The sequence below is a fragment of the Massilia sp. 01N417 genome (assembly GCF_056399645.1).
This window is the reverse complement of the sequence record NZ_JBFTRS010000025.1, coordinates 1-23771: the sequence shown is the minus strand read 5'-3', so window position 1 is coordinate 23771 and position 23771 is coordinate 1. Positions and strand designations below refer to the sequence as shown.

The 23771-nt window shown below is 66.7% G+C and carries 20 protein-coding genes; 12 read left to right on the top strand and 8 right to left on the bottom strand.

Annotation, left to right across the window (positions count from 1 at the left end):
- Nucleotides 1-3: 3 nt before the first annotated feature.
- The 8 genes from AC1DOQ_RS22550 to murQ all read right to left on the bottom strand — a co-directional run bounded on the left by AC1DOQ_RS22550 (nucleotide 4) and on the right by murQ (nucleotide 8945).
- Nucleotides 4-630, bottom strand: a complete 627-nt coding sequence (locus tag AC1DOQ_RS22550) for a M15 family metallopeptidase (RefSeq protein ID WP_477369321.1) — start codon at nucleotides 628-630, stop codon at nucleotides 4-6.
- Nucleotides 631-640: 10 nt separating this feature from the next.
- Nucleotides 641-1546 (bottom strand): LysR family transcriptional regulator, encoded by a 906-nt coding sequence (locus tag AC1DOQ_RS22545; RefSeq protein WP_441935206.1) that lies wholly within the window; start codon nucleotides 1544-1546, stop codon nucleotides 641-643.
- A 60-nt stretch (nucleotides 1547-1606) separates the two neighbouring features.
- Nucleotides 1607-2548, bottom strand: coding sequence for an N-acetylmuramoyl-L-alanine amidase (locus AC1DOQ_RS22540; RefSeq protein WP_477369319.1), 942 nt, complete (start codon nucleotides 2546-2548; stop codon nucleotides 1607-1609).
- Nucleotides 2549-2583: 35 nt separating this feature from the next.
- A complete protein-coding gene (locus AC1DOQ_RS22535; RefSeq protein WP_477369317.1) occupies nucleotides 2584-3519 on the bottom strand; it encodes an N-acetylglucosamine kinase in 936 nt (311 codons plus the stop codon).
- A 263-nt stretch (nucleotides 3520-3782) separates the two neighbouring features.
- Nucleotides 3783-5399, bottom strand: a complete 1617-nt coding sequence (locus AC1DOQ_RS22530; RefSeq protein ID WP_477369315.1) for a glycoside hydrolase family 10-like protein — start codon at nucleotides 5397-5399, stop codon at nucleotides 3783-3785.
- 12 nt (nucleotides 5400-5411) lie between these two features.
- Complete coding sequence (locus AC1DOQ_RS22525; protein WP_477369313.1) at nucleotides 5412-6554, bottom strand: acyltransferase family protein; 1143 nt, start codon at nucleotides 6552-6554, stop codon at nucleotides 5412-5414.
- 164 nt (nucleotides 6555-6718) lie between these two features.
- Nucleotides 6719-7984: an MFS transporter gene (locus tag AC1DOQ_RS22520; protein WP_477369311.1), complete on the bottom strand. Its 1266-nt coding sequence runs from the start codon at nucleotides 7982-7984 to the stop codon at nucleotides 6719-6721.
- 79 nt (nucleotides 7985-8063) lie between these two features.
- Nucleotides 8064-8945 (bottom strand): N-acetylmuramic acid 6-phosphate etherase, encoded by an 882-nt coding sequence (murQ, locus tag AC1DOQ_RS22515; protein ID WP_477369309.1) that lies wholly within the window; start codon nucleotides 8943-8945, stop codon nucleotides 8064-8066.
- A 149-nt stretch (nucleotides 8946-9094) separates the two neighbouring features.
- Here murQ and AC1DOQ_RS22510 point away from each other — a divergent pair, with 149 nt between their 5' ends.
- The 12 genes from AC1DOQ_RS22510 (at nucleotide 9095) to AC1DOQ_RS22455 (ending at nucleotide 23532) form a co-directional block, all read left to right on the top strand.
- Nucleotides 9095-10471: a serine hydrolase domain-containing protein gene (locus AC1DOQ_RS22510; protein ID WP_477369307.1), complete on the top strand. Its 1377-nt coding sequence runs from the start codon at nucleotides 9095-9097 to the stop codon at nucleotides 10469-10471.
- A gap of 95 nt (nucleotides 10472-10566) precedes the next feature.
- Nucleotides 10567-11808 carry a D-amino acid dehydrogenase gene (locus tag AC1DOQ_RS22505; protein ID WP_477369305.1) on the top strand — a complete coding sequence of 414 codons (1242 nt, stop codon included), beginning with the start codon at nucleotides 10567-10569 and terminating at the stop codon, nucleotides 11806-11808.
- Between the two features lie 363 nt (nucleotides 11809-12171).
- Nucleotides 12172-12633, top strand: a complete 462-nt coding sequence (locus AC1DOQ_RS22500) for a YchJ family protein (RefSeq protein WP_477369303.1) — start codon at nucleotides 12172-12174, stop codon at nucleotides 12631-12633.
- Nucleotides 12634-12650: 17 nt separating this feature from the next.
- Nucleotides 12651-14258, top strand: a complete 1608-nt coding sequence (locus tag AC1DOQ_RS22495; protein ID WP_477369301.1) for a carboxyl transferase domain-containing protein — start codon at nucleotides 12651-12653, stop codon at nucleotides 14256-14258.
- 19 nt (nucleotides 14259-14277) lie between these two features.
- The gene (locus AC1DOQ_RS22490) at nucleotides 14278-15066 is read left to right on the top strand and encodes an enoyl-CoA hydratase/isomerase family protein (RefSeq protein ID WP_477369299.1); all 789 of its coding nucleotides are present in this window, start codon (nucleotides 14278-14280) and stop codon (nucleotides 15064-15066) included.
- Between the two features lie 27 nt (nucleotides 15067-15093).
- A complete protein-coding gene (bioA, locus tag AC1DOQ_RS22485; RefSeq protein WP_477369297.1) occupies nucleotides 15094-16437 on the top strand; it encodes an adenosylmethionine--8-amino-7-oxononanoate transaminase in 1344 nt (447 codons plus the stop codon).
- A 26-nt stretch (nucleotides 16438-16463) separates the two neighbouring features.
- Entirely contained in the window at nucleotides 16464-17666 is a 1203-nt protein-coding gene (gene bioF / locus AC1DOQ_RS22480; protein WP_477369429.1) for an 8-amino-7-oxononanoate synthase, read from the top strand.
- The gene (gene bioD / locus AC1DOQ_RS22475) at nucleotides 17663-18508 is read left to right on the top strand and encodes a dethiobiotin synthase (RefSeq protein ID WP_477369295.1); all 846 of its coding nucleotides are present in this window, start codon (nucleotides 17663-17665) and stop codon (nucleotides 18506-18508) included. Before bioF ends, bioD begins: the two co-directional genes overlap by 4 nt.
- A gap of 24 nt (nucleotides 18509-18532) precedes the next feature.
- Entirely contained in the window at nucleotides 18533-19561 is a 1029-nt protein-coding gene (gene bioB, locus AC1DOQ_RS22470) for a biotin synthase BioB (protein ID WP_477369293.1), read from the top strand.
- Nucleotides 19562-19645: 84 nt separating this feature from the next.
- Complete coding sequence (locus AC1DOQ_RS22465) at nucleotides 19646-21682, top strand: acetyl/propionyl/methylcrotonyl-CoA carboxylase subunit alpha (RefSeq protein WP_477369291.1); 2037 nt, start codon at nucleotides 19646-19648, stop codon at nucleotides 21680-21682.
- A gap of 9 nt (nucleotides 21683-21691) precedes the next feature.
- Nucleotides 21692-22621 carry a 2-hydroxyacid dehydrogenase gene (locus AC1DOQ_RS22460; protein ID WP_477369289.1) on the top strand — a complete coding sequence of 310 codons (930 nt, stop codon included), beginning with the start codon at nucleotides 21692-21694 and terminating at the stop codon, nucleotides 22619-22621.
- A gap of 2 nt (nucleotides 22622-22623) precedes the next feature.
- Nucleotides 22624-23532 carry a hydroxymethylglutaryl-CoA lyase gene (locus tag AC1DOQ_RS22455; protein ID WP_477369287.1) on the top strand — a complete coding sequence of 303 codons (909 nt, stop codon included), beginning with the start codon at nucleotides 22624-22626 and terminating at the stop codon, nucleotides 23530-23532.
- The last annotated feature ends 239 nt before the right edge of the window (nucleotides 23533-23771 follow it).

Sequence of the window (23771 nt, the reverse complement as noted above, 5' to 3'; positions counted from 1 at the left end):
AACTCAGAGTACGCGGCGGAAGGTCTGGCGCACCAGGTTGCGGTCGCCGCAATCGAAGTGCCACCATTCGGTGTTGATGCCGACAAAGCCGGCCTGGAACATCGCGTCGCGCAGCAGGCGGCGGTTGGCCACCTGGGCTTCGGCAAGAGCACCGGTCTGCAGGAAACCTTCTTCCAGCTTCGGGTGCGAGAGTTCGGTCATGTCGTCGAAGCCGGTGCCCATGTCGAGCTCGCGGCCGGCTTCGTCGAGGATGGTGATGTCGAGCGCCATGCCGTAGGAGTGGATCGAGCCGCGCTCCGGATTGGCCAGATACATCTGCAGGCCGGTGCCTTCCAGCGCATCCCACAGCTGCTGCTGCACGCGCTGGGGACGCAGGGCGTCCAGCACCAGCACCGTGCAGCCGGGCCGCCGTTCCTTCAGCCAGGCCACCACGCGCTCGAGCGCGGCGGCGGCATCGACGTGCAGCCAGGCGCAATCGTAGGGCGAGTACAGGTCGCGGCCGATGAAGTTGTGGGGGGTGGCGTAGCGCAGGTCGACGGCAATGCCGGCGATACTGGAGAGGTGACGGAACTCGGGATCGCCGGCGATGTCTTCGCTGGCGATGGTCCGAGACGGCCCGGTGATGCTCATTGTCGACCTTTCACTGAGTTCCTTTGTCTAACAAGGCGCGGGCGGCCGCGCCGATGCAGTTGGCCAGCTCGCGCGCACCGTGCGACAGCGGCGCATGGCTCGCCGTCAGCAGGTAGAGCTGGACGGGAATCGCCGGCGCCCACTGGCGGCACTGGACCTTGGCCTTGGCCGCCGAGGCCGCCGTGAAGGGGTCGAGCACCGCGCTGCCGGCGCCGGCCTCGACCAGCGAGCGGGCGATCTGGTAGGTCTGCACCACGGTCTGGAATACCGGATGCACGTCCTGAGCCTCGCAGGCTGCCACCACCATCTCGCCGAGCGGGTCGCGGTCGGCCAGGCCGATCAGTTCGCCGGACAGGGCGCTCGGGGTGATCGGCTCGCGGCATTCCGCCTCGCTCCAGGTGCCGGCCGGCGCCATCACCATCAGGTTGCCCGCGGCGATCGCTTCGGCCTCGATGCCGGGGTGGCGCGGGTCGTGCAGGGACAGCGCCAGGTCGGCCTCGCCCAGGCGCAGGGCGTTGACGATTTCGCTGGTGTGGAAGGTGGCCAGTTCGCAACGGGTCTGGGCGAACTCGCGGCGCCACACCGTCAGGGCGGCCGGCAGCACGCTGACGGCGATGGTCGGCGTCGAGATCAGGCGCACGGTCTCGCCGGCGCGGTTCTTCAGGCTGGCGGCCAGGCGGCGGATGCCCTGCAGGTCGCGGTTCAGCTTTTCCGTTTCCGCGAACAGGCGGTGCGCTTCCGGCTTCGGATACAGCTTGCCGCGCACGCGCTCGAACAGCGGCATGCCCAGCTGCAGCTCGGCATGCTGCAGCACCTTGGTCACCGCCGGCTGCGAGATATGGAGAACCTGGGCGGCACCGCTGATGGTGCCGACTTGCATGATGGCATGGAAAACTTCGATATGGCGCAGGCGCATCGCTTCACCCCTTGGAGCAGAAAGGGGAAGGATACGTAAAACTGGCGCTGCCGGAAAGCATCACTGCTGAACTTTTACCGGCGGTGTTGCAGGAATGGCTGCCGGATCGACCGTGGCCGGGGCCGGCACCGGGGCTGGAGCCGGCATCGGGGTCGGCGTCGGCAGCACGGGCGACGGCACCGGCGCGGTGATCACCGGCGGCGGCAGGATCTGTGGCAGCGGGCCGTTCGGGTTGGTCAGCGCCTCCAGCAGCGCGGCGGTTTCGACGTCGGGCATGCCGTCGATGTTCGCCGGACGGTATTTCATCTGGAAGGCCGCCAGCACGGTGCGGGTCTGCTCGTCCATGTTGCCCGACTGGACCAGGCCATAGCCCCAGGCCGCCAGCTTCTTCTGGAACCAGGCCACGTCCGGCAGCTGGTTCTGGAAGATCGGCGTCACCACCGCCACGCGGGCGGCGTCCGGCCACGCAACCAGGCCGGCGTCGGCCAGCTGTTTCCACGGGAACATCGGACCCGGGTCCTGCTTGCGCAGCGGGGCGATATCGCTGTGGCCGAGCACGTTTTCCGGCGTGATGTGGTTGCGGGTGACGATGTCGCGCACCAGCGGGATCAGGGCGTCGATCTGGTATTGCGGGAAAGGCGCGTAGACGCGGCCGGCCGGGGTGTCCTTCCAGCCCGGATTGACGATCTCGATGCCGATCGAGCTGTTGTTCAGCTGGGTGAAATTCTTCCAGCTCGAATTGCCGGCATGCCAGGCCGCGTTCTTCTCGTCGACCAGGTTATAGATGACCGGCGTGGGATCGTCGGTGAGCAGGTAGTGGGCGCTGACGTCCTGCTGCGTCAGGATCTTGATCGAGGTCGGGCGGTCGCTGACGGTGTAGTGCAGCACCAGGAAGCGGGCACGCGAGCTCTGGCCCTTGGCCGTGTAGGTCTTGTCATACTGCGGTCCGGTGGCGCAACCGGCCAGCAGGGCGATCAGGAGGGTGGCGGCAAGGCTTTTCATGGATGTTCGTCTCGTCGAATGTTGAATGCTTGTTATTATGCAACAGGGGTCGGCGGCGGTTCGAGCGCCATGCGCGCCGCCGCGTAATGGGCGCCGCCCGAGGTCTGGCTGAATGCCAGCCCGGCCGGCAGCAGCTCGCGCATCGCCGCCACGATGGACGGATGCAGCTCGGCCGCACGGCCCGACACCGCCACCGGGCGCGGCCCGAAGCGGGAAATCAAGGCCCGCGCCAGGCGCGCCAGCTCGGCGCCGGCATTGCGCAGGATGGCGGCGGCGGCCGGATCCTGGTCGGCCGTCGCCGCCACGGCCAGCGCCAGCTTGCCCACCGCGCCACGTTCCTGGCCGTAGATGAACTGGCGGGAAAACGCCCAGTCGTCGCCGCCGACGTAGTCGAACACGGCCTGCGCCATCGTCGAGCCGCGCCAGGCGCCGGGCGATTCGTCCTCGAGGCGCCAGATGTGGCGCAGCGCCTCTTTCGCGATCCAGAAGCCGCCGCCGCCATCGTCCAGCACCACGCCGCGGCCGCCGGCGCGATGGAAAGTGCCGCCGGCGTCGATGAAGGCGCCGATCGAGCCGGTGCCGGCGTACACCAGGTAGCCTTCGCCGGGCGCGAAACTGGCGCGGTAGGCGATTTCCATGTCGCTGCAGAAGTGGATGCCGCTTGCCTGCATGTGCAGCAGCTCGGCCAGCCAGCGCTGCAGCAGTTCGCCCTCGCCGCCGAAGCCGGTCAGCCCGGCCTGCACGCGCGATGGCACGCCATGCGGCAGCACGCTGGCGGCCAGCTCGGCAAAGGTGGCGCGCACGGTCTCGCGGCCATGCGGACTGCCCATCTGCAGGGCCGACAGCCCGGCGACGGTGCCTTCGGCCACGATCCGGCCATCGGGCGCGGCGAGCGCCCAGCGGGTCTGGGTGCCGCCGGCGTCGATGCCGAGGCCCAGCTCAGTGGCGGCGGAAGATGAGGCTTGAATCATGGTCGAAGCGAAGTGTACGCCGGTCGGGCCGGGGCGTGCGAATGAAAGGTGGCCGTATGCGCATGAGTAAAGGTTATGGCGGCCAATGATTCGTCATTCGGGGCATTGCCCGAAATGACTTCCCGCGACTTATGCTCCGTCGCCCCCGCGAAGGCGGGGGTCCAAGTTCTGCTTGAGTTATCGAAACGCATACAAACTTGGATCCCCGCCTTCGCGGGGATGACGGATCAACGGCCGCGGGGACGACGTGCAACTGCTAACGGTCAGGTTTTCTTCCAGGCCGTCACCCGAGCACTCTCATTCCCCAACCGGTCAACCGCACTCACCACCACCAGATCCGCCGCCCCCAGGGTCGCATCGTCACCCACCAGCCACTCGTTCTGCCCGGCCGGCACCACCGCGAAGCGCCACTGGCCGCCATAGCGCGACCACACGGCGTACAGGCTGTCTCCCTTGCCGGGCGCCAGCTTCAGGCGCAGCGCGCTGCCCTTGCGGGTGACGGCCACCGACGGCGCTTCCGGCCTGTCCTTGCCCAGCCAGGGCGTGGCCGGCACCAGCGCCGGGGTGGCGTAGGAGACCGTCCGCAGCTGGTCGCTCAGGCCCTTGCGGTTCTCCATCAGCGCGACCATGCTGAAATGGACGTGGCCGCCGGCGCTCGGGCGCGAGCGCGTGACGGCGATCTGGTCGATGATTTCCTGGGGCGCGTAATCCTTGGCCGGCGGGGCGATGCCGACGCGGCTGGTGTACAGGCCCGGCCAGACATGGCGGCCCTGGCTGTTCTGGCCCAGCCAGTAGTCGAGCAGCACGTCGTAGGCCTGGCCCGGCTGCTTGATCGACCAGTACAGCTGCGGGGTGAAATAGTCGAGCCAGCCGTTCTGCAGCCAGGTCTCGGCGTCCGCGTACAGCTTGTCGTACTGCGAGAAGCCGGTGATGCCGGGCGGGCGGCGGTCCGGGCGGCCCAGGCCGAAGGGGCTGATGCCGAAGCGAACCCAGCTCTTCTCCTTGTGGATGCCCTCGTACATGGCCTGGATCAGGTGGTTCACGTTCTGGCGGCGCCAGGATGCGCGGTCCAGCTTGCCGCCGCTGGCCAGGTAGCGCTGCCAGGACGGCTCGTCCGGGAAGTCGAGTTCGGCCTTGGCGGCCTTGCCGTTCAGCGCGGTCTCGTTGCCGGCCGCCGCGTTCGGCGCCTCGATCGGGTAGGGATAGAAATAATCGTCGATGTGGACGCCGTCGATGTCGTAGCGGCGCACCACGTCGAGCACGACGTCGAGGGTCTGCTTGACCGCCGACTCCTCGCCCGGGTCCATCCACTCGAACTTGCCGTAGGTCTTGACGGCGGCCGGATTGCTGCGGGTGATGTGGTTCGGCGCGGCCGGCGACTTGGCGATGTTGTGGCGGGCGCGGTAGGGATTGAACCAGGCGTGCAGCTCGAGACCGCGCGCATGTGCCTGCGTGACCCAGAACTTCAGCGGGTCGTACCAGGGCTGGGGCGCCTTGCCCTGGGTCCCGGTCAGGTATTCCGACCACGGCTCGATCTGCGACGGATAGATGGCGTCGGCCGAAGGACGCACCTGCAGGATGATGGCGTTCAGGTTCATCGCCCTGGCGCGGTCGAGGATGGCGATGGCCTCGGCCTGCTGCTGGGCGGCGTTCAGGTTCTGCTTGCTGGGCCAGTCGATGTTGGCGACGGTCGAGACCCAGGCGGCGCGGAATTCGCGCGGCGCCGGCGGCGGCGCGTCGCCATCGCCTGCGCCGGCGGTGGCGATCTTGCCGGCGCCCGGGGTCGTGGTACAGGCCGAGAACAGGCCACTCATCGCCAGCGCGCCGGCGACTCCCGCAAGCGCGAACGCGCGTCGTTTCTGATCAGGTTGCACAAGCACTCCACATATTGTTCAAACTTTAACGAACCATTTCTTGCGCCACATGCCCCAGGCCACCGCGAACATCAGGGCGTTGAACAGCACCGCATGCAGCAGCGAGGTGTTCAGGGGCCCGATGGGCAGCGCGGCGATCGGCGCATACAAGGTTTTCCCCAGCGAACGCAGGCTGCCGTCCGGCTGGGTAAATTTAATGAAACCGAACATCTTCGCCAGGAATCCCGACAACGCGAAAATGAACAACGCATTCATGCCATAGATGACGAAGGGTTTGGTCCAGCGCGCCGCGGCCTCGCGCACGGCAGTGTAAGGGTTGACGTCCAGCAGCCAGTAAAAGGCGGAAAACACGACCAGGGCCCAGCCCGTCATCAGGAAGCAATAAGACGGGGTCCACAAGCTCTTGTTAATTGGCATCAGAATGCTGTCCAGGATCACCCCGATCCACAGGCACGACAGGCCGGCCAGCAGCATCCAGACGGTCTGCTCGGTGCGGTTCACGTTCGTTGCCAGCCAGCGCCCGGCCAGTACGCCGAACAGCTGGCTGCACAGCGCGGGCAGGGTCGACACCAGTCCTTCCGGATCCCAGGTTTTACTTTGCACCCACAGGTGATTGCCCAGCAGCGAGCGGTCGATCCAGGCGCCGAAGTCCTGGCCCGGTTCAAGCACGCCGGCGCCGATGCCGGGTACCGGCACCAGCAGCATCAGCACACTGTACAGGGTCAGCAGGCCGGCGATGATGGCCAGCTGCATGCGCCAGCCGCAATACACGACGATGGGCGCGGCCAGCAGGGTACACAGCGCGATCCGCTGCAGCACCCCGGGGATGCGCACCTTCTCGACATTAAAGTAGGGCATGAAGTTCAGCAGGAAGCCGATCAGGAAGATCAGCGCGGCGCGCTTGGCCAGCTTCAGCAGCAGGCGCGGGCGGTCGGCGCCGGCCGCCGCCAGGCGTCCCAGCGAGAGCGCCATCGCGACGCCGCCGATGAACAGGAAGAAGGGGAAGATGCAGTCGGTGAAGGTCCAGCCGTTCCACTTCGCGTGTTCGAGCTGGGAATACAGGTGGCTCCAGTCGCCCGGATTATTCACCAGCACCATCGCGGCGATGGTGAAGCCGCGGAAGGCGTCGAGCGACGCCAGGCGGGACTTGGGGTCTTGCATCTTGTTGTTGTCTCCCTTTTATTTTTACCACATCGTTCCCGCAGCCTTCAGCCGTCGTTCCCGCGAAGGCGGGAACCCAAGTTTGCCGGCGCAGTCGAGATGCATGCAGAACTTGGGTCCCCGCCTGCGCGGGGACGACGTTTATACGTCGCGGGTACGAATCCCTACTTCTTCCCAAACTCCGGATCAATCTTGACCAGCGCCGCCATGATGAAAGCCGGAACCGTCGCCAGGCAGGTCCAGGTAAAGAAGTGCTGGTAGCCGATCATCTCCTGCAGCTTCCCGCTCCACATGCCCGGCACCATCATCCCCAGCGCCATCAGGCCGGTGCAGATCGCGTAGTGCGCGGTTTTATACGGGCCTTCGCAGACCATGATCATGTACATCATCATGGCGGTGAAGCCGAAGCCGTAGCCGAACTGCTCGATCGCCAGGAAGCCCGAGATCACGCCGAAGTTCTGCGGCTGGAAGGTGGAGAGATACACGAACACCAGGTCCGGCAGGTGCACCGCGAACACCATCAGCCACAGGCAGCGTTTCAGGCCCCAGCGCGAGATCAGCCAGCCGCCGAACAGGCCGCCGATGGTGAGCGCAACGATGCCGATGGTGCCGTAGGCGGTGCCGTACTGCGCGGTGGTGAGGCCGAGGCCGCCCTTCTCGACCGGGTCCTTCAGGAAAGGCGCGACGAGTTTCAGCAGCTGGGACTCGCCCAGGCGGAAGGTCAGGATGAAGCCGAGGATCAGCCAGATGTCGCGCTTGCCGAAGAAGCTGCCGAAGGTGGCCAGGAAGGCGCGCAGCGGATTGCTGCCGTCGCTCGCCTTGTGGTCGGCGTCGGGCCGCGGCAGCACCGCCTGGTGCCAGGCGAACAGCGCGAAGAACAGGCCGGCCAGCACGAAGAACACGATGGCCCAGGCCTGGTGGACGTCGCCCAGCGACACCGCGAGCGTGCCGGCCAGGATCACCAGCGGCCCCTGCCCCGCCAGGGTCGCCAACCTGTAAAAGGTGGAACGCACGCCGACGAAGGCTGCCTGCTGCGCCTGCGGCATGCCGAGCATGTAGAAGCCGTCGGCCGAGATGTCGTGGGTGGCCGAGGCGAAGGCCATGATCCACATGACGGCCAGGCTGACCACGAAGAAGGCGGGTAGATGGAGCGTCGCGCCGACCGCGCCGAGGCCGGCGGCAAGCAGGAGCTGCAGCGCGACGGTCCAGCCGCGCTTGGTGCCGAACATGTCGACCAGCGGCGACCACAGGGGCTTGATCACCCAGGGCAAGTACAGCAGGCTCGTATAGAAGGCGATGTCGGTGTTGGAGATCCCCATGTCCTTGTACATGACGACCGACAGGCTGTTGGCGACGATGTAGGGGATCGCCTGGCCGAAGTACAGGGAGGGCACCCACAGCCACGGGTTCTTTGCTTGCGTTTTCTGCATAACTCTTTCGTGGTGGGGCGTACCGGCGGCGCAGGGCGCATCCAGCACGCCCCGCTCGCTTAACTGGTCATTGAACTGGTCAGCCGGCCAATGCTTCGCGCACGCTGCCGTGCGCGCCGTCCAGCAGGGCGCGCGCCTGCTCGACGTCGATTTTCCTGGACAGGGCGACGATCGCGACCTTGACGTGGAAACCGCACTGCTCCAGTACCTGGCGCGCCGCTTCATCGTCGGCGCCGGTGGCGAAGGTGGTCAGGCGAATCGCCCGGCGCACCAGCTTGGCATTGGTAGCCTTCAAGTCTACCATCAGGTTGCCATAAACCTTGTTCAAACGCACCATCAGGGCGCTCGAGAACGAGTTCAGCGCGATCTTTTGCGAGGTGCCGGCCTTCAGGCGGGTGCTGCCCGAGATGGCTTCCGGACCGGTGTCCAGGGTGACGCCGATTTCCGCCTCGCCCGCGACCGGGGCGTCCGGATTGTTGGCGAAGCCGACGGTCAGCGCACCGGCGGCGCGCGCGGCGCGCAGGGCGCCCAGCACATAGGGCGTCGCGCCCGAGGCCGCGATCAGCAGCACCACGTCGCTTGGTCCCACGTTCACGCTGCGCAGGTCGGCCGCGCCCTGTTCGAGATCGTCCTCGGCGCCTTCGACGGCGACGAACATGGCGTCGGTGCCGCCGGCCAGCAGCGCCACCGCGCGGCCGTGCGGCCAGGAGAAGGTCGGATACAGCTCGACGCTGTCGAGCACGCCCAGGCGGCCGGAGGTGCCGGCGCCGACGTAGATCAGACGGCCGCCCGCTTCCATGCGAGGCAGCGCGGCCGTGACGGCGGCGGCGATGCGCGGCGCGGCGGCACGGACCGCCTCGACGGCCTTGAACTGGTCATCGACCAGCACATTCACCAGCTCGGTAGTGGGATATTGGTCCAGGGAAGCGTGTTGCGGGGCGGGGGTCTCGGTGTTCAGCATAATAAAACCAGTGTAATACCAATCAGAACAGCCTGCCATGAAAGGATCGGCCGTTATCATTCCGAAAAGTTATGTATAGCTGCGGCCTATTCATTGGCAGTGCAACCGGCGACTCCGTATGCTGGACATGATAAAAACAAGGAGACGAGATGAACCACGGCAGGCGCAATGTGCTGGGCATGGCTTTATTGGGCATGATCGATCCGCTGATGGCGGCCACGCCGGCCCCGGGCGCTTCCGCGGTCGCCATGCCGGCCGCGCTGAAAGTACAACTCGACCGGGAACTGGCGGCGATCGTGGCGAATCCCGCCTGCGAGCTGGCCAGCCTGTCGGTGCTGGCGATCCGCGACGGCCGCATCGCCTACGAGGCCCAGTTCGGCCGGCGCCTTATTGGCAACCTCAGCGGCGCGAATGGCCAGCCGGACAAGCCGGTCGACGCGCGCACCCTGTTCCGCATCGCCTCGATCTCGAAGATGATGACCACCCTCGGCCTGATGCGCCTGGTCGAGGACGGCAAGCTGGAGCTGGACGCCGACGTCTCCGCCTACCTCGGCTTTACGCTGCGCAATCCGCATTTCCCGGACCAGCCTGTCTTTCTCCGCCACCTGCTCACCCATACCTCGTCCTTGCGCGACGAGGCCGGCTATTCCTGGGGCGTCGACACGGCGCTGAAGGACGTCCTCGTCCCCGGCGGCCGCCTGCATGGCGAGGGCAAGATGTGGGCAAGCAATGCCGGTCCGGGGGCCTATTTCACTTACTGCAACCTCGGCTGGGGCGTGATCGGCACCATCATGGAAAAGGTGACGGGCGAGCGCTTCGACCGCCTGATGCGGCGCCTGCTGGTCGAACCCCTCGGCCTGCACGCCGGCTACAACCCGGCCGAGCTGCCGCCGGAAGATATCGCCAACATCGCGGCGCTGTACCGCAAGCGCACCGTCGACACCGAGGTCTGGGATGCGAACGGCCCCTGGATCGCGCAGGTGGACGATTACAGCAAGGCGCCGCCGTCGCCGCCGGCCGGCATCGAGCGCTACGTCATCGGCGCGAACGCGACACCCTTCAGTCCGACCGGCGGCATGCGCATCTCCGCCCACGACATGGGCGTCGTGATGCGCATGCTGATGAACGGCGGCGTGCACGAGGGCAAGCGCATCCTGCGGCAGGCCTCGCTGGACCGGATGTTCTCGCGCCAGTGGACCTACGACGGCAAAGGCGGCAACGGCGACAGCCTCGACGGCCTGTTCAATTGCTGGGGCCTGGGCAACGAGCAATTCCCTGACGATCCCGCCACCCACACCCGCCTGGTCGAAGGCGGCGGCTTCGCGGCGGCCGGCCACCTGGGCGACGCCTACGGCTTGATGTCGGTGTTCGCCGCCGACCTGAAGAACCGCAACGGCGTGGTCGCGCTGGTGGGCGGCACCTCGACCGACCCGCTGGCCTACAAGGGCAGGTATTCCTCGCTGGCCCGCTTCCAGGAACAGATCCTCACGGCGATGCACCGGCGCGCCATCCTGGTGCGCGCATGACCGGCGGTTATGCCTGCCTGCGCTACATTCATTAGCGAAAGCCAGGGCCAGCCCCTAAGCTTTCACGTCATTATCGAAGAAAATAGTGTGCACGGATGCAAGAAATAATCGTGATCGGCGGAGGTGTTGTCGGCCTGACCTCGGCCTGGTGGCTGCTCGAGGCGGGCCACAAGGTCACGCTGCTCGAACGTGCACCACAAGTGGGCACCGGCACCAGTTTCAGCAATGGCGGCCAGCTGAGCTACCGCTACGTGTCGCCGCTGGCCGACGTCGGCGTGCCGCTGAAGGCGCTGCAGTGGATGTTCCAGGAATATGGCCCGCTGCGCTTCAAGCCCCAGTTCGACCTGCACCAGTGGACCTGGCTGGCCGCCTTCCTGGCCAACTGCCGCGCCGACGCCAACCGCAAGACCACCAGCAAGCTGCTGGAGCTGGGCGAACTGTCGCGCCAGGCAATGGTCCAGCTCGAACCGGTGGTGCCGCCGGCATCCTTCCAGTGGCGCGAGTCCGGCAAGCTGGTGGTCTACCGGACCAGGAAAGCCTTCGAGGCCGCCGCTTCCAAACCGGACTCCTCCCCCACCCGCAAGGTCTGGACCGCGGCCGAATGCGCGGCCCACGAACCGGCCCTGGCCGCCGTCGCGGACAAGCTGGAAGGCGGCATCTACAACAGCGGCGAAGCCGTGGCCGACTGCTACGCCTTCTGCGTGGCCCTGGCCGAACGCATCGCTGCCCACCCGCGCTTTAGCGGCTTCGTGCACGGCGACGCCCTGCGTCTGCTGACGTCCGGCGACAGGATCACCGGCATCGAGACCGGCAGCGGCCCGCTGAAAGGCGACGCCTACGTGCTGGCGGCCGGCATGCAGAGCCGCGCGCTGGCCCGGACCGCCGGCATCTCGCTGCCGATCTATCCACTCAAGGGCTACAGCCTGACGGCGCCGATCCGTGCTAGCGACGTGGCGCCGGAAATCAGCGTCACCGACTTCGAACGCAAGGTGCTGTACGCGCGCATCGGCGGCAACCTGCGGGTGGCGGCCATGGTCGACATGATGGGCGAAGACCTGAGCCTGGACGCCCGCCGCCTGGCCAGCCTGACGCGCCAGGTCCGCGAAACCATGCCGGATGCGGCCGACTACGACAGCGTCACCCCCTGGGCCGGCCTGCGCCCCGCCACCCCGAACAGCGCCCCGATCATCGGCCACTCGCCCTACAAGAACCTGTGGCTGAACATCGGCCACGGCCCCCTCGGCTTCACCTTCGCCTGCGGCACCGCCACCCTGCTGGCCGACCTCGTCCAAGGCAAAACCCCACCCCTCACCCTCGAAGGCCTGACCCTGCGCTGAAATTCGGGGTCAGAGCACTTTTCGCCCCAAATTCGGGGTCAGAGCACTTTTTTGGGCAATGACCCAGCGGCAGCTAAACCCGGCACGCCTTCTGCCATAGCGGCGAACGCCCGGGCCAGGCCCGCAATTTGTAACCAACAGTCGAAAATAGCCGTGCCGGCGGTAAAAACCGGTAATGTGCTCTGACCCCGAATTTTTGCGGAAAAGTGCTCTGACCCCGAATTTTTTTCGAGACGGTTGAATTTATTTTCGGTAAAAGATGTCCGAAGATGAGGCAACGGCGTTCAATATGCTGTCTTCTCGGAAATTCCGAACAGTCATCGCCTCTCACCTGAGCCCCTGAAATGGCGGATAATTGCCGCCATGCCTACCCCGCCAAAACCCGGCTGCCCCTGTGGCAGCACCCTGCCCATCCTGCGCTGCTGCGGTCCGTATATCGCCGGCGCCGAGCTGCCGCCGACCGCCGAAGCGTTGATGCGTTCGCGCTACACGGCCTATGTGATGCAGGAGGAAGACTATCTGCGCGCCACCTGGCACCCGAGTACCCGGCCGGAAGAGCCCATCGTCGACAAAAATGAAAAGATTCAATGGCTCGGACTTGAGATAAAATCTGCTTTACGTTTACGTCAACGTAAAGTAGATCTGCCGGAACAGTTGGACCAGGACACCGTCGAATTCGTCGCCCGCTTCAGGGTCAACGGCCGCGCCCAGCGGCTGCACGAGATCAGTCATTTCGTGCGCGAACCCGAAACGCCGGGCGGCTCGGGTTCGATCATGCGCTGGTTCTATGTAGACGGCAGCTTCCCCGAGCAAAAAGCCAAATAGAATACGCAGGAGACGCGATGCCCCAGATCGACAGCAAACTCAACCCGCGCGGCGAGGATTTCAAGACCAACGCCGCAGCCATGCAAGCCCTGGTCGACGACCTGCGCGCCAAGGTGGCCGCCGTTGCGAAAGGCGGCGGCGAAGCGGCCAGCGCCAAGCACGTCGCCCGCGGCAAGCTGCTGCCGCGCGACCGCGTGCAGATGCTGCTCGATCCCGGTACGCCCTTCCTCGAATTCTCCCAGATGGCGGCCTACGAGATGTATGGCAATGCCGCGCCCGCGGCCGGCATCATCACCGGCATCGGCAGGGTCGCCGGCCAGGAATGCGTGATCGTCTGTAACGACGCCACCGTCAAGGGCGGCACCTATTACCCGATGACGGTCAAGAAGCACCTGCGCGCCCAGGAGATCGCCGAGCAGAACAAGCTGCCCTGCATCTACCTGGTCGACTCGGGCGGCGCCAACCTGCCAAACCAGGACGAGGTCTTCCCCGACCGCGACCACTTCGGCCGCATCTTCTATAACCAGGCCAACCTGTCCGCCAAGGGCATCCCGCAGATCGCGGTGGTGATGGGCTCCTGCACCGCCGGCGGCGCCTACGTGCCGGCGATGAGCGACGAATCCATCATCGTCAAGGAACAGGGCACGATCTTCCTGGGCGGCCCGCCATTGGTAAAAGCCGCGACCGGCGAGGTGGTGAGCGCCGAAGACCTGGGCGGCGGCGACGTCCACACCCGCCTGTCGGGCGTGGCCGACCACCTGGCCCAGAACGATACCCACGCGCTGTCGCTGGCCCGCACCATCGTCTCGAACCTGAACCGCGTGAAACCAGTACAGGGCGCACTCCGTGAAGCGCAGGAACCGAAGTACGCCCGCGAAGAACTGTACGGCGTGATCCCGGTCGACACCCGCAAACCCTTCGACGTGCGCGAAGTCATCGCCCGCATCGTCGACGGCAGCGAGTTCGACGAGTTCAAGGCGCGCTACGGCACCACGCTGGTGTGCGGCTTCGCCCACATCTTCGGCATGAAGGTCGGCATCATCGCGAATAACGGCATCCTGTTCTCGGAGTCGGCGCTGAAGGGCACCCACTTCATCGAGCTGTGCTGCCAGCGCAAGATCCCGCTGGTGTTCCTGCAAAATATCACCGGCTTCATGGTCGGCCGCAAGTACGAAAACGAGGGCATCGCCCGCAACGGCGCCAAGATGGTGACCGCGGTGGCGACGGCGTCGGTGCCGAAGTTCACGGTGATCATCGGCGGCTCCTTCGGCGCCGGCAACTACGGCATGTGCGGCCGCGCCTTCTCGCCGCGCTTCCTGTGGATGTGGCCGAACGCGCGCATCTCGGTAATGGGCGGCGACCAGGCCGCGTCCGTGCTGGCCACCGTCAAGCGCGACGGCATCGAAGCCAAGGGCGGCCAGTGGTCGCCCGAGGAAGAAGCCGCGTTCAAGCAGCCGATCAAGGACCAGTACGAACACCAGGGCCACCCCTACTACGCCACCGCGCGCCTGTGGGACGACGGCGTCATCGATCCGGCCGATACCCGCATGGTGCTGGGACTGGGCCTGTCGGCCGCGCTCAACGCGCCGATCGAAGACACGAAGTTCGGCGTATTCCGCATGTAAGCAGAACAGGGAGAAAACAATGGACAATTACGACACCCTGACCATCGACGTTGCGAACAAGGTCGCCACCATTACCCTGAACCGTCCGGACGTGCGCAACGCCTTCAACGAAGTCGCGATCGCCGACCTGACCATGGCCTTCGACGAGATCAGCCAGGACGCCGGCGTGCGCGCCATCGTGCTGGCCGCGAACGGTCCCTCCTTCTGCGCCGGCGCCGACCTGAACTGGATGAAGAAGATGGCCGGCTACTCCCACGAGGAGAACGAAGCCGACGCCCTGCGCCTGGCCGACATGCTGCGCACCATCTACTTCAGCCCGAAGCCGGTGGTGGCGAAAGTCCAGGGTGACTGCTACGCCGGTGGCATGGGGCTGGTGGCGGCCTGCGACGTCGTCGTGGCGGCCGATGGCGTGAACTTCTGCCTGTCGGAAGTAAAGCTGGGCCTGATCCCGGCCACGATCTCTCCCTACGTCATCAAGGCGATGGGCGACCAGGCTTCGCGCCGCTACTTCCTCACCGCCGAGCGCTTCGACGCGCGCGAAGCGAAGCGCCTCGGCCTGGCCCACGAGGTCGTCCCGGCCGAGGAACTCGATACCACCGTGAACACCATCGTCAAGGCGCTGGTGAACAACAGCCCGAATGCCGTGCGCGAAGCGAAGAAGCTGGTGCGCGACATCGCCGGGCTGCCGATCGACGATGTGCTGCTGGCCGATACCGCCGGCCGCATCGCGAATATCCGTGCTTCCGCCGAGGGACGCGAAGGGGTCGCGTCCTTCCTCGAGAAGCGCAAACCCGCATGGCTAAGTTAGCCAATCAGTAAAGTAATAGGATTTATCTTGAACCGTCACACCTCGTCCGACTGGATCGCGCGCAGCCTGCGCAGCGTCTGGCACCCATGCACGCAGATGCAGCACCACGAAGAGGTGCCGCTGATCGCCGTCAGCCACGCCAAGGGGCCGTGGCTCTACGACCATGAAGGCCGGCGCTACATGGACGGCATCAGCTCGTGGTGGGTCAACCTGTTCGGCCACGCCAACCCGCGCATCAACGCCGCCCTGAAGGACCAGCTGGACAAGCTCGAACATGCGATGCTGGCCGGTTTCACCCACGAGCCGGTGGTCGAGCTGTCGGAGCAGCTGGCGGCGTTGACCGGCCACGCGCTGGGCCACGCCTTCTATGCGTCCGATGGCGCATCGAGCGTAGAGATCGCGCTCAAGATGAGCTTCCATTACTGGCGCAATGCCGGCTACCCGAACAAGCAGGAATTCGTCTGCCTGCAGGGTTCCTACCACGGCGAGACCATCGGCGCCCTGGCCGTGACCGACGTCGCCCTGTTCAAGGACGCCTACGGCCCGCTGCTGCGCGCTTCCCGTACCGTGGCCTCGCCCGATGCCCGCAAGGCCGTCGACGGCGAATCGGCCCAGGACGTGGCACGCCGCGCGATCGAGGACGTGGAAACCCTGTTCGCCGAGGAAGGCGACAAGATCGCCGCCATCATCGTCGAGCCGCTGGTGCAGTGCGCGACCGGCATGGCGATGCACGATCCGCTCTACCTGCAGCGCCTGCGCGAGCTGTGCGACAAATACCACGTGCACCTGATCGCCGACGAGATCGCGGTCGGCTGCGGCCGCACCGGCACCTTCTTCGCCTGCGAACAGGCCGCCATCTGGCCGGACTTCCTCTGCCTGTCGAAGGGGATCAGCGGCGGCTACCTGCCGCTGTCGCTGGTGCTCAGTACCGACAAGGTCTACGAGGCTTTCTACAGCGAAGACATCACACGCGGCTTCCTGCACTCGCACTCGTACACCGGCAACGCCCTGGCCTGCCGCGCCGCATTGGCGACCCTGCAGATCTTCCAGGAAGACGATGTCCTGAACAGGAACCGCGAGACCGCGACCCGCCTGATGCTGGAACTGGCCCCGCTGCTGGAACACGAGCGCGTCACCAACTTCCGCCAGCGCGGCATGATCCTGGCGTTCGACGCCGTCGAGCCGGATGCGAAACGCGCCTCGACCTTCGCGCGCCGGTTCTTCACCAGCGCGGTCGAGAACGAGCTGCTGCTGCGCCCGATCGGCCGCACGGTCTACCTGATGCCGCCCTATGTATTGGACGAGGAAGAGATCGTCGCACTGGCGGCGCGCACCCGCAAGGTCTTCGAGAAAGTGATCGCCGAAGCATGACGAACAATGCGAATCATGCGGCGGACCTGAACCTGATCGCCGGCGTGGAGCGCCAGCTGGACAGCCTGGCCGCACAAAGCCTGATGCGCCGCCGCCGCACCGCCGACTCCCCCTGCGCGCCGCGCCAGGTGGTCGACGGCCGGCCCATGCTGGCCTTCTGCAGCAACGATTACCTGGGCCTGGCCGCGCACCCGCGCGTGATCGCCGCCCTGCGCGAAGGCGCGGACCTGTATGGCGCCGGCAGCGGCGCTTCCCACCTGGTGTCAGGCCACGGCCGCGCCCACGCGCAGCTGGAAGAACGCCTGGCCGCGATGCAGGCGCAGCACCTGGTCGATGCGCGTGCGCTGTACTTCTGCACCGGCTACATGGCCAACCTGGCGGCGCTGACCGCGCTGGGCAGCAGCCCGGATGCGATGATCTTTTCGGAGGCGCTGAACCATGCCTCGCTGATCGACGGCGCGCGCCTGGCCAAGGCCGGCGTCACGGTCTATCCGCATGGCGACGTGGCCGCGCTGGAAGCGAAGCTTTTGGAAAGCAAGGCCGCCACCAGGATCGTCGTCACCGACAGCGTGTTCAGCATGGATGGGAACCTGGCCCCGCTGCCCGCCCTGCTGGCCCTGTGCGAACGCCACGGCGCCTGGCTGGTGGTCGACGATGCCCACGGCTTCGGCGTGCTGGGCGCGAACGGCCGCGGCGCGCTCGAACATTTCGGTGTGCGCTCGCCCAACCTGGTGTATGTCGGCACCCTGGGCAAGGCGGCCGGCGTCGGCGGCGCTTTCATCGCCGCGCATGCGTCCGTGATCGAACTGATGATCCAGCGCGCCCGCCCCTACATCTACACGACGGCGTCCCCGCCGGCGCTGGCGCATGCGCTGCTGGCCAGCCTGGACATCATCGAAGGCGCGGAGGGCAGGGAACGCCGCACGCACCTGAACCGGCTGATCGCCCTGCTCGACGATGCGCTGAAGCTGAAGCGCTGGCAGCGCCTGCCGTCGCACACGGCCATCCAGCCCATCGTCATCGGCGCCAACGACGAGGCGCTGCGGGCGGCCGGCCGCCTGCACGAGCAGGGCCTGTGGGTGCCGGCGATCCGTCCGCCCACCGTGGCGCCGGGCACCGCCCGCCTGCGCGTGACCCTGTCCGCCGCGCATACGCAAGACGAGGTGGCGCAGCTGGCCGCCGCCCTGAATCACCTGGAAACCGAGCAGCTGGAAAGGAACGCAGCATGACTCTCAACGATCCCGAACAACCAGGCGGCGACTCCGCCGGCGGTACGCCCGCCCAGCCGGAAGTCGGCTTTGCCGAGCCGGCGACCGCCGCGGCGCCCGCCGTCGCCACCGTGCCGGCCCCGCTGGCCGCGGAAGGCGTGCCGACGCGCTTCGCCTGCTTCGTCACCGGCACCGACACCGAGATCGGCAAGACGCTGATCAGTGCCGCGATCCTGCACAAGCTGGTGCAGCACGGCCAGCGCGCCTGCGGCATGAAGCCGATCGCGGCCGGCGCCGAAGAGCGCGACGGCGAGCTCCACAACGAAGACGCCGCCATGCTGCGCGCCGCCGGCAACGTGAACCTGCCGCAGCACATCACCACGCCCTTCATGCTGCGCGAGCCCTGCGCCCCGCACATCGCGGCCGAGCTGGAAGGCGTGACCATCGAGCCGGTGGCGATCATGACCGCCTATGCCGAGATCCTGGCGGCATCCGACGCCACCGTGGTCGAGGGCGTCGGCGGCTTCTGCGTGCCTTTCTCCGACGATTTCGACAGCGCCGACCTGGCGGTGCAGCTCGGCCTGCCGGTGATCCTGGTGGTGGGCATGCGCCTGGGCTGCATCAGCCACGCCCTGCTCACCGCCGAAGCGATCATCTCGCGCGGCCTGGTGCTGGCCGGTTGGGTCGCCAACCAGGTCGATCCGCACATGCGCTTCGTCGACGAGAACGTGGCCGCCCTGGAGCAGCGCATGCCCGCGCCCCTGCTGGGACGCGTGCCACGCCTGGAACAAGCCTCGGCCGCCGATGCGGCTGCCTATATCGAGCTCGCGGGCGTGCCGGGATGGCCGCTCGCGCGTTCCTGAAACACCAAAACAAGGATGCAAAAGATGACCCAAGTCGTTACCCTCCACCCGCCCGTCACCCCGGCCTCGCTGCCGAAGGACGCCACCTGGCCGCTGGCCGAGGTGCTGGCCCTGTTCGAACTGCCGCTGCCGGAGCTGATGTTCCGCGCCAGCCAAGCCCACCGCGCCAACTTCCCCGACGGCGACGTCGAACTGGCGACCCTCCTGTCCATCAAGACCGGCGGCTGCGAGGAAGACTGCGGCTACTGCCCGCAGGCGGCGCGCTACGACACCGGCGTCGAAGCCAAGAAGATCCTCGAGCTGGACACCGTGCTGGCCGCAGCAAGCGAAGCCAAGGCCAAGGGCGCGACCCGTTTCTGCATGGGCGCCGCCTGGCGCAGCCCGAAGGAACGCGACATGGAAAAGGTCGAAGCCATGGTGCGCGGCGTGAAGGCGCTCGGCATGGAAACCTGCGCCACCCTCGGCATGCTCGAGGAAGGCCAGGCCGAACAGCTGAAGCAGGCCGGCCTGGACTACTACAACCACAACATCGACACCTCGCCGGACTTCTACGGCGACGTGATCTCGACCCGCGAATACAACGACCGCCTGGATACCCTGGGCCGCGTGCGTAACGCCGGCCTAAAGATCTGCTGCGGCGGCATCGTCGGCATGGGCGAGACGCGTTCGCAGCGCGCCGGCCTGATCGCCCAGCTGGCCAACATGAACCCGTATCCGGAATCGGTGCCGATCAACCACCTGGTGCAGGTCGAAGGCACGCCGCTGCACGGCCTGCCGCCGCTGGACCCGATCGAGTTCGTGCGCACCATCGCCGTGGCCCGCATCACCATGCCGAAGGCGCGCGTGCGCCTGTCGGCCGGCCGGCGCGAGCTGGGCGAGGCGGTGCAGGCGATGTGCTTCATGGCCGGCGCCAACTCCATCTTCTACGGCGACAAGCTGCTGACTACCGATAACCCGGAAGCGGATGACGACCGCAAGCTGCTGGAGAAGCTGGGCTTGAAGACCCGCTCGGCGATGCTGGAGTCGGTGCAGAAGGAAAGTTGCGGTTGCTGAGGCCACGTACTTAAGCACGTCATCCCCGCGCAGGCGGGGATGACGGTTTGAAGTTAACACTTAAAAAAACAGACGAGACACCACATGTTCACCAAGATCCTCATCGCCAACCGTGGCGAAATCGCCTGCCGTGTCGCCGCCACCGCGCGCCGCATGGGCATCCGTACCGTTGCCGTCTACTCCGAAGCCGACGCCGGCGCGAAGCATGTCGCGGTCTGCGATGAGGCGGTCTTGATCGGCCCGGCCGCGGCCAAGGACAGCTATCTGCGCGGCGACAAGATCCTCGAAGTCGCGAAAGCCACCGGCGCCCAGGCCATCCACCCGGGCTACGGCTTCCTGTCGGAGAACGCGGAATTCGCCGAAGCCGTCGAGGCGGCCGGCCTGGTCTTCATCGGCCCGCCGGGTTCCTCGATGCGCGCGATGGGATCGAAGTCGGCGGCGAAGCAGCTGATGGAAAGCGCGAACGTGCCGCTGGTGCCGGGCTACCACGGCGACGCCCAGGATCCCGAACTGCTGCAGAGCGAGGCGAACCGCATCGGCTATCCGGTGCTGCTGAAGGCCAGCGCCGGCGGCGGCGGCAAGGGCATGCGTGTGGTGGAGCGTTCGGAAGATTTCCAGGCCGCGCTGGCCTCCTGCAAGCGCGAGGCGATTTCCTCCTTCGGCGACGACAAGGTGCTGGTCGAGAAGTACCTGACCCGCCCGCGCCACATCGAGATCCAGGTCTTCGCCGACAAGCTGGGCAACTGCGTCTACCTGCACGAGCGCGACTGCTCGGTGCAGCGCCGCCACCAGAAGGTGCTGGAAGAAGCGCCGGCGCCCGGCATGACCATTGAACGCCGCGCGGCGATGGGCGAAGCGGCCGTCGCCGCCGCGCGCGCGGTCGGCTATGTCGGTGCCGGCACCGTCGAGTTCATCGCCAACCAGGACGGCTCCTTCTACTTCATGGAGATGAACACCCGCCTGCAGGTCGAGCACCCGGTGACGGAGATGATCACCGGGACCGACCTGGTCGAATGGCAGCTGCGCGTGGCGGCCGGCCAGCCGCTGCCGAAGCAGCAGCATGACATCGCCATCAATGGGCACGCCATCGAAGCGCGCGTGTATGCCGAGAATCCGGAGAAGGGCTTCCTGCCGTCGATCGGCACCTTGCGCTTCATGGACGTGCCTTCGCACGTGGCCTTCGAGCTGGGAGGCACCGCCAACATGCCGGCCGGCGTGCGCATCGATTCGGGCGTGCGCGAAGGCGATGCGATCTCGCCGTTCTACGACCCGATGATCGCCAAGCTGATCGTCTGGGGCGCGGACCGCACCCAGGCGCTGTCGCGCATGGCGCAGGCGCTGTCCGAATTCCACATCGTCGGCCTGGCCACCAATATCGCCTTCCTGAAGCGCCTGGTGGAAGGCCAGGCCTTCTCCAGCGCCGACCTGGACACCGGCCTGATCGAGCGGAACAACGCCTCGCTGTTCCCGGCCGCCGGCCCGGCGCCGAAGGGTGCGCTGGCGCTGGCCGCCGTCGCGCTGGCGGATGCCGAGCAGGCTCTGTCGGTATCGAACAATCCGGCCGATCCCTGGACCAGCACCCACGGCTGGCGCATGAACGCTACCTATCGCCGCGCATTGTCCTTCAGCGACGACTACGCGGCGACGCTGGATGCAAAAGCCTACAAGACCGCCCTGGCCTATCACCCGCAAGGCTGGGTGCTGGAACTGGACGGCGCCGCCCACCCGCTGGCGCTGGTCTCCAAGCGCGGCGGCGAGTATGCGATCCGCCTCGACGGCAGCGCCCTGCATGGCACCGTACGCCGCGACGGCGAACTGCTGCACGTGTTCACCGGCGGCCAGCATGTCACCCTGCATTACGCCGATCCGATGGCGCATGCCGGTGAAGTCGAAGCGCTAGGGGGCCGCCTGACCGCGCCGATGCCGGGCAAGGTGGTCGCCGTGATCGCCAAAAACGGCCAGACGGTCAAGAAGGGCGAGCCGCTGGTGATCATGGAAGCGATGAAGATGGAGCACACGATTGCGGCGCCGAGCGACGGCCTGGTCGAAGAGATCCTGTACCAGGTCGGCGACCAGGTGGCCGACGGCGCGCCGCTGCTGGCCTTCAAGGCCTCTGCGTAAGGAGACCCGATGCGGATTCTCCTCTACCGCGGCGACGGCGTGATCGAGCCGTGGGCGCGCGATTTCGCGCAGGCGCTGCCGCAGGCCGAGACGGTCGCATGGCAGGAGGGGCAGCCCCTCGAACCCTGCGACTACGCGGTCCTGTGGGCGCCCACGCCCGCCCTGCTCGACCAGCTGTCGCGCGTCAAGGCGATCTTCCTGATGGGCGCGGGCGTGGACGCGATCCTGAAATTCGGCGATGCCCTGCCCGACGTCCCGGTGATCCGCCTGGGCGATGCCGGCATGGGCGAGCAGATGGCGGAGTACGTGGCGTATGCCGTGCTGCGCTACTTCCGCCGCTTCGACGAATACGAGCAGCAGGCGCGCCAGGGCATCTGGAATCCGCTGGCCGCGCGCAGGAAGGAAGAATTCACGGTCGGCGTGCTGGGGCTCGGTAAACTCGGCGTGCCGGTCGTGCGGGCGCTGCGCCAGCTCGGCTTTCCGGTGCGCGGCTGGAGCCGCACGCCCAAGGATCTGCCTGGCGTGGAATGCCATGCCGGCATGGACGCGCTGGACGCGTTCCTGGGCGGGTCGCAGGTGCTGGTCTGCATGCTGCCGCTGACGCCGGAAACGACCAACCTACTGGACCGCGCCCGGCTGTCGAAGCTGCCCCAGGGCGCCTATCTCGTCAACGTGGCGCGCGGCGCCCAGGTCGCCGAGCCGGACCTGGTGGGCCTGATCCGCGCCGGCCACATCGCGGGCGCTACGCTGGACGTGTTCCGCAACGAACCGCTGCCGGCGCCGCATCCCTTCTGGAGCGAGCCGCGCATCACCATCACGCCGCACATCTCGGCGCTCACGATCCGCGAGGAAGCCGTGCGCCAGATCGCGCACAAGATCACCATGCTCGAACAGGGCGAACATGTGGCCGACGTGGTCGACCGCCAACGAGGATACTGAAAATGAAGCTGCCAAAACACGTCAAGATCGTCGAAGTCGGCCCGCGCGACGGGCTGCAGAACGAAAAAGAGAATGTCTCCGCCGCCGTCAAGATCGAGCTGGTCGACCGCCTGTCGCGCGCCGGCTTCGCCAACATCGAGGCGGCGTCCTTCGTGTCGCCGAAATGGGTGCCGCAGATGGCCACCAGCGCCGAGGTCATGGCCGGCATCAGCCGCCGTCCGGGCGCCATCTATTCGGCGCTGACGCCGAACATGCAGGGCTTCGAGGCGGCGTTAGCAAGCAAGGCCGATGAAGTCGTGATCTTCGGCTCGGCCTCGGAAGCCTTCTCGCAGAAGAACATCAACTGCTCGATCGCGGAATCGATCGCGCGCTTCGAAAGCGTCGCGAAGGCCGCATCGGCCCACGGCCTGCGCCTGCGCGGCAGCATCAGCTGCTCCTTCGGCTGCCCGTACCAGGGCGAGGTGCCGCTGGACGCCGTGGCCGACGTGGTGGCGCGCATGCGCGACCTGGGCTGCGACGAGATCGACATCGCGGACACGATCGGCGTCTCGACCCCGCGCAAGACCCAGGCCGTGATGGAGACGGCGGCGCGCGCCTTCAGGCTCGAGGGCATCTCCGGCCACTTCCACGACACCTACGGCCAGGCATTGGCGAACATTTACGCCAGCCTGGAAATCGGCGTGGCGATCTTCCATTCCTCGGTGTCGGGCCTGGGCGGCTGCCCGTATGCGAAGGGCGCGACCGGCAACGTCGCCACCGAAGACGTGGTCTACATGATGAACGGCCTGGGCATCGAGACCGGCATCGATCTCGACCAGGTGGTGGACGCCGGTCACTTCATTTCGCAGCAGCTGGGGCGCAAGGGGGTGAGCCGGGCCGGTAACGCGCTGCTGGCGAAACGGGCTGGCTGATTTGTCATGCGATCGTGGGCACGGTGTGCCCACCCTACAGCGTACGTAGGGTGGACTCCCCGAGCCCACGTCCTCGCTACGCGGAAATCGGGATAGGGGCCGTCAGGTTAACTGACGGATCCCCTCCCACACCACCCGGCATGCGGGTCCGCACCGGGCGGTTCGAGAAGTTGAGGTCATGAGAGCCTTGGCATGCCGAGGCGGTCAAAGTAGGCAATGGTGAGTATGCTGTTGAGCAG

Bases quoted from the DNA above. Each gene is read 5' to 3' on its own strand.
- AC1DOQ_RS22550 (WP_477369321.1), bottom strand. From the start codon at position 630: ATGAGCATCACCGGGCCGTCTCGGACCATCGCCAGCGAAGACATCGCC.
- AC1DOQ_RS22545 (WP_441935206.1), bottom strand. From the start codon at position 1,546: ATGCGCCTGCGCCATATCGAAGTTTTCCATGCCATCATGCAAGTCGGC.
- AC1DOQ_RS22540 (WP_477369319.1), bottom strand. From the start codon at position 2,548: ATGAAAAGCCTTGCCGCCACCCTCCTGATCGCCCTGCTGGCCGGTTGC.
- AC1DOQ_RS22535 (WP_477369317.1), bottom strand. From the start codon at position 3,519: ATGATTCAAGCCTCATCTTCCGCCGCCACTGAGCTGGGCCTCGGCATC.
- AC1DOQ_RS22525 (WP_477369313.1), bottom strand. From the start codon at position 6,554: ATGCAAGACCCCAAGTCCCGCCTGGCGTCGCTCGACGCCTTCCGCGGC.
- AC1DOQ_RS22520 (WP_477369311.1), bottom strand. From the start codon at position 7,984: ATGCAGAAAACGCAAGCAAAGAACCCGTGGCTGTGGGTGCCCTCCCTG.
- murQ (WP_477369309.1), bottom strand. From the start codon at position 8,945: ATGCTGAACACCGAGACCCCCGCCCCGCAACACGCTTCCCTGGACCAA.
- AC1DOQ_RS22510 (WP_477369307.1), top strand. From the start codon at position 9,095: ATGAACCACGGCAGGCGCAATGTGCTGGGCATGGCTTTATTGGGCATG.
- AC1DOQ_RS22505 (WP_477369305.1), top strand. From the start codon at position 10,567: ATGCAAGAAATAATCGTGATCGGCGGAGGTGTTGTCGGCCTGACCTCG.
- AC1DOQ_RS22500 (WP_477369303.1), top strand. From the start codon at position 12,172: ATGCCTACCCCGCCAAAACCCGGCTGCCCCTGTGGCAGCACCCTGCCC.
- AC1DOQ_RS22495 (WP_477369301.1), top strand. From the start codon at position 12,651: ATGCCCCAGATCGACAGCAAACTCAACCCGCGCGGCGAGGATTTCAAG.
- AC1DOQ_RS22490 (WP_477369299.1), top strand. From the start codon at position 14,278: ATGGACAATTACGACACCCTGACCATCGACGTTGCGAACAAGGTCGCC.
- bioD (WP_477369295.1), top strand. From the start codon at position 17,663: ATGACTCTCAACGATCCCGAACAACCAGGCGGCGACTCCGCCGGCGGT.
- bioB (WP_477369293.1), top strand. From the start codon at position 18,533: ATGACCCAAGTCGTTACCCTCCACCCGCCCGTCACCCCGGCCTCGCTG.
- AC1DOQ_RS22465 (WP_477369291.1), top strand. From the start codon at position 19,646: ATGTTCACCAAGATCCTCATCGCCAACCGTGGCGAAATCGCCTGCCGT.
- AC1DOQ_RS22460 (WP_477369289.1), top strand. From the start codon at position 21,692: ATGCGGATTCTCCTCTACCGCGGCGACGGCGTGATCGAGCCGTGGGCG.
- AC1DOQ_RS22455 (WP_477369287.1), top strand. From the start codon at position 22,624: ATGAAGCTGCCAAAACACGTCAAGATCGTCGAAGTCGGCCCGCGCGAC.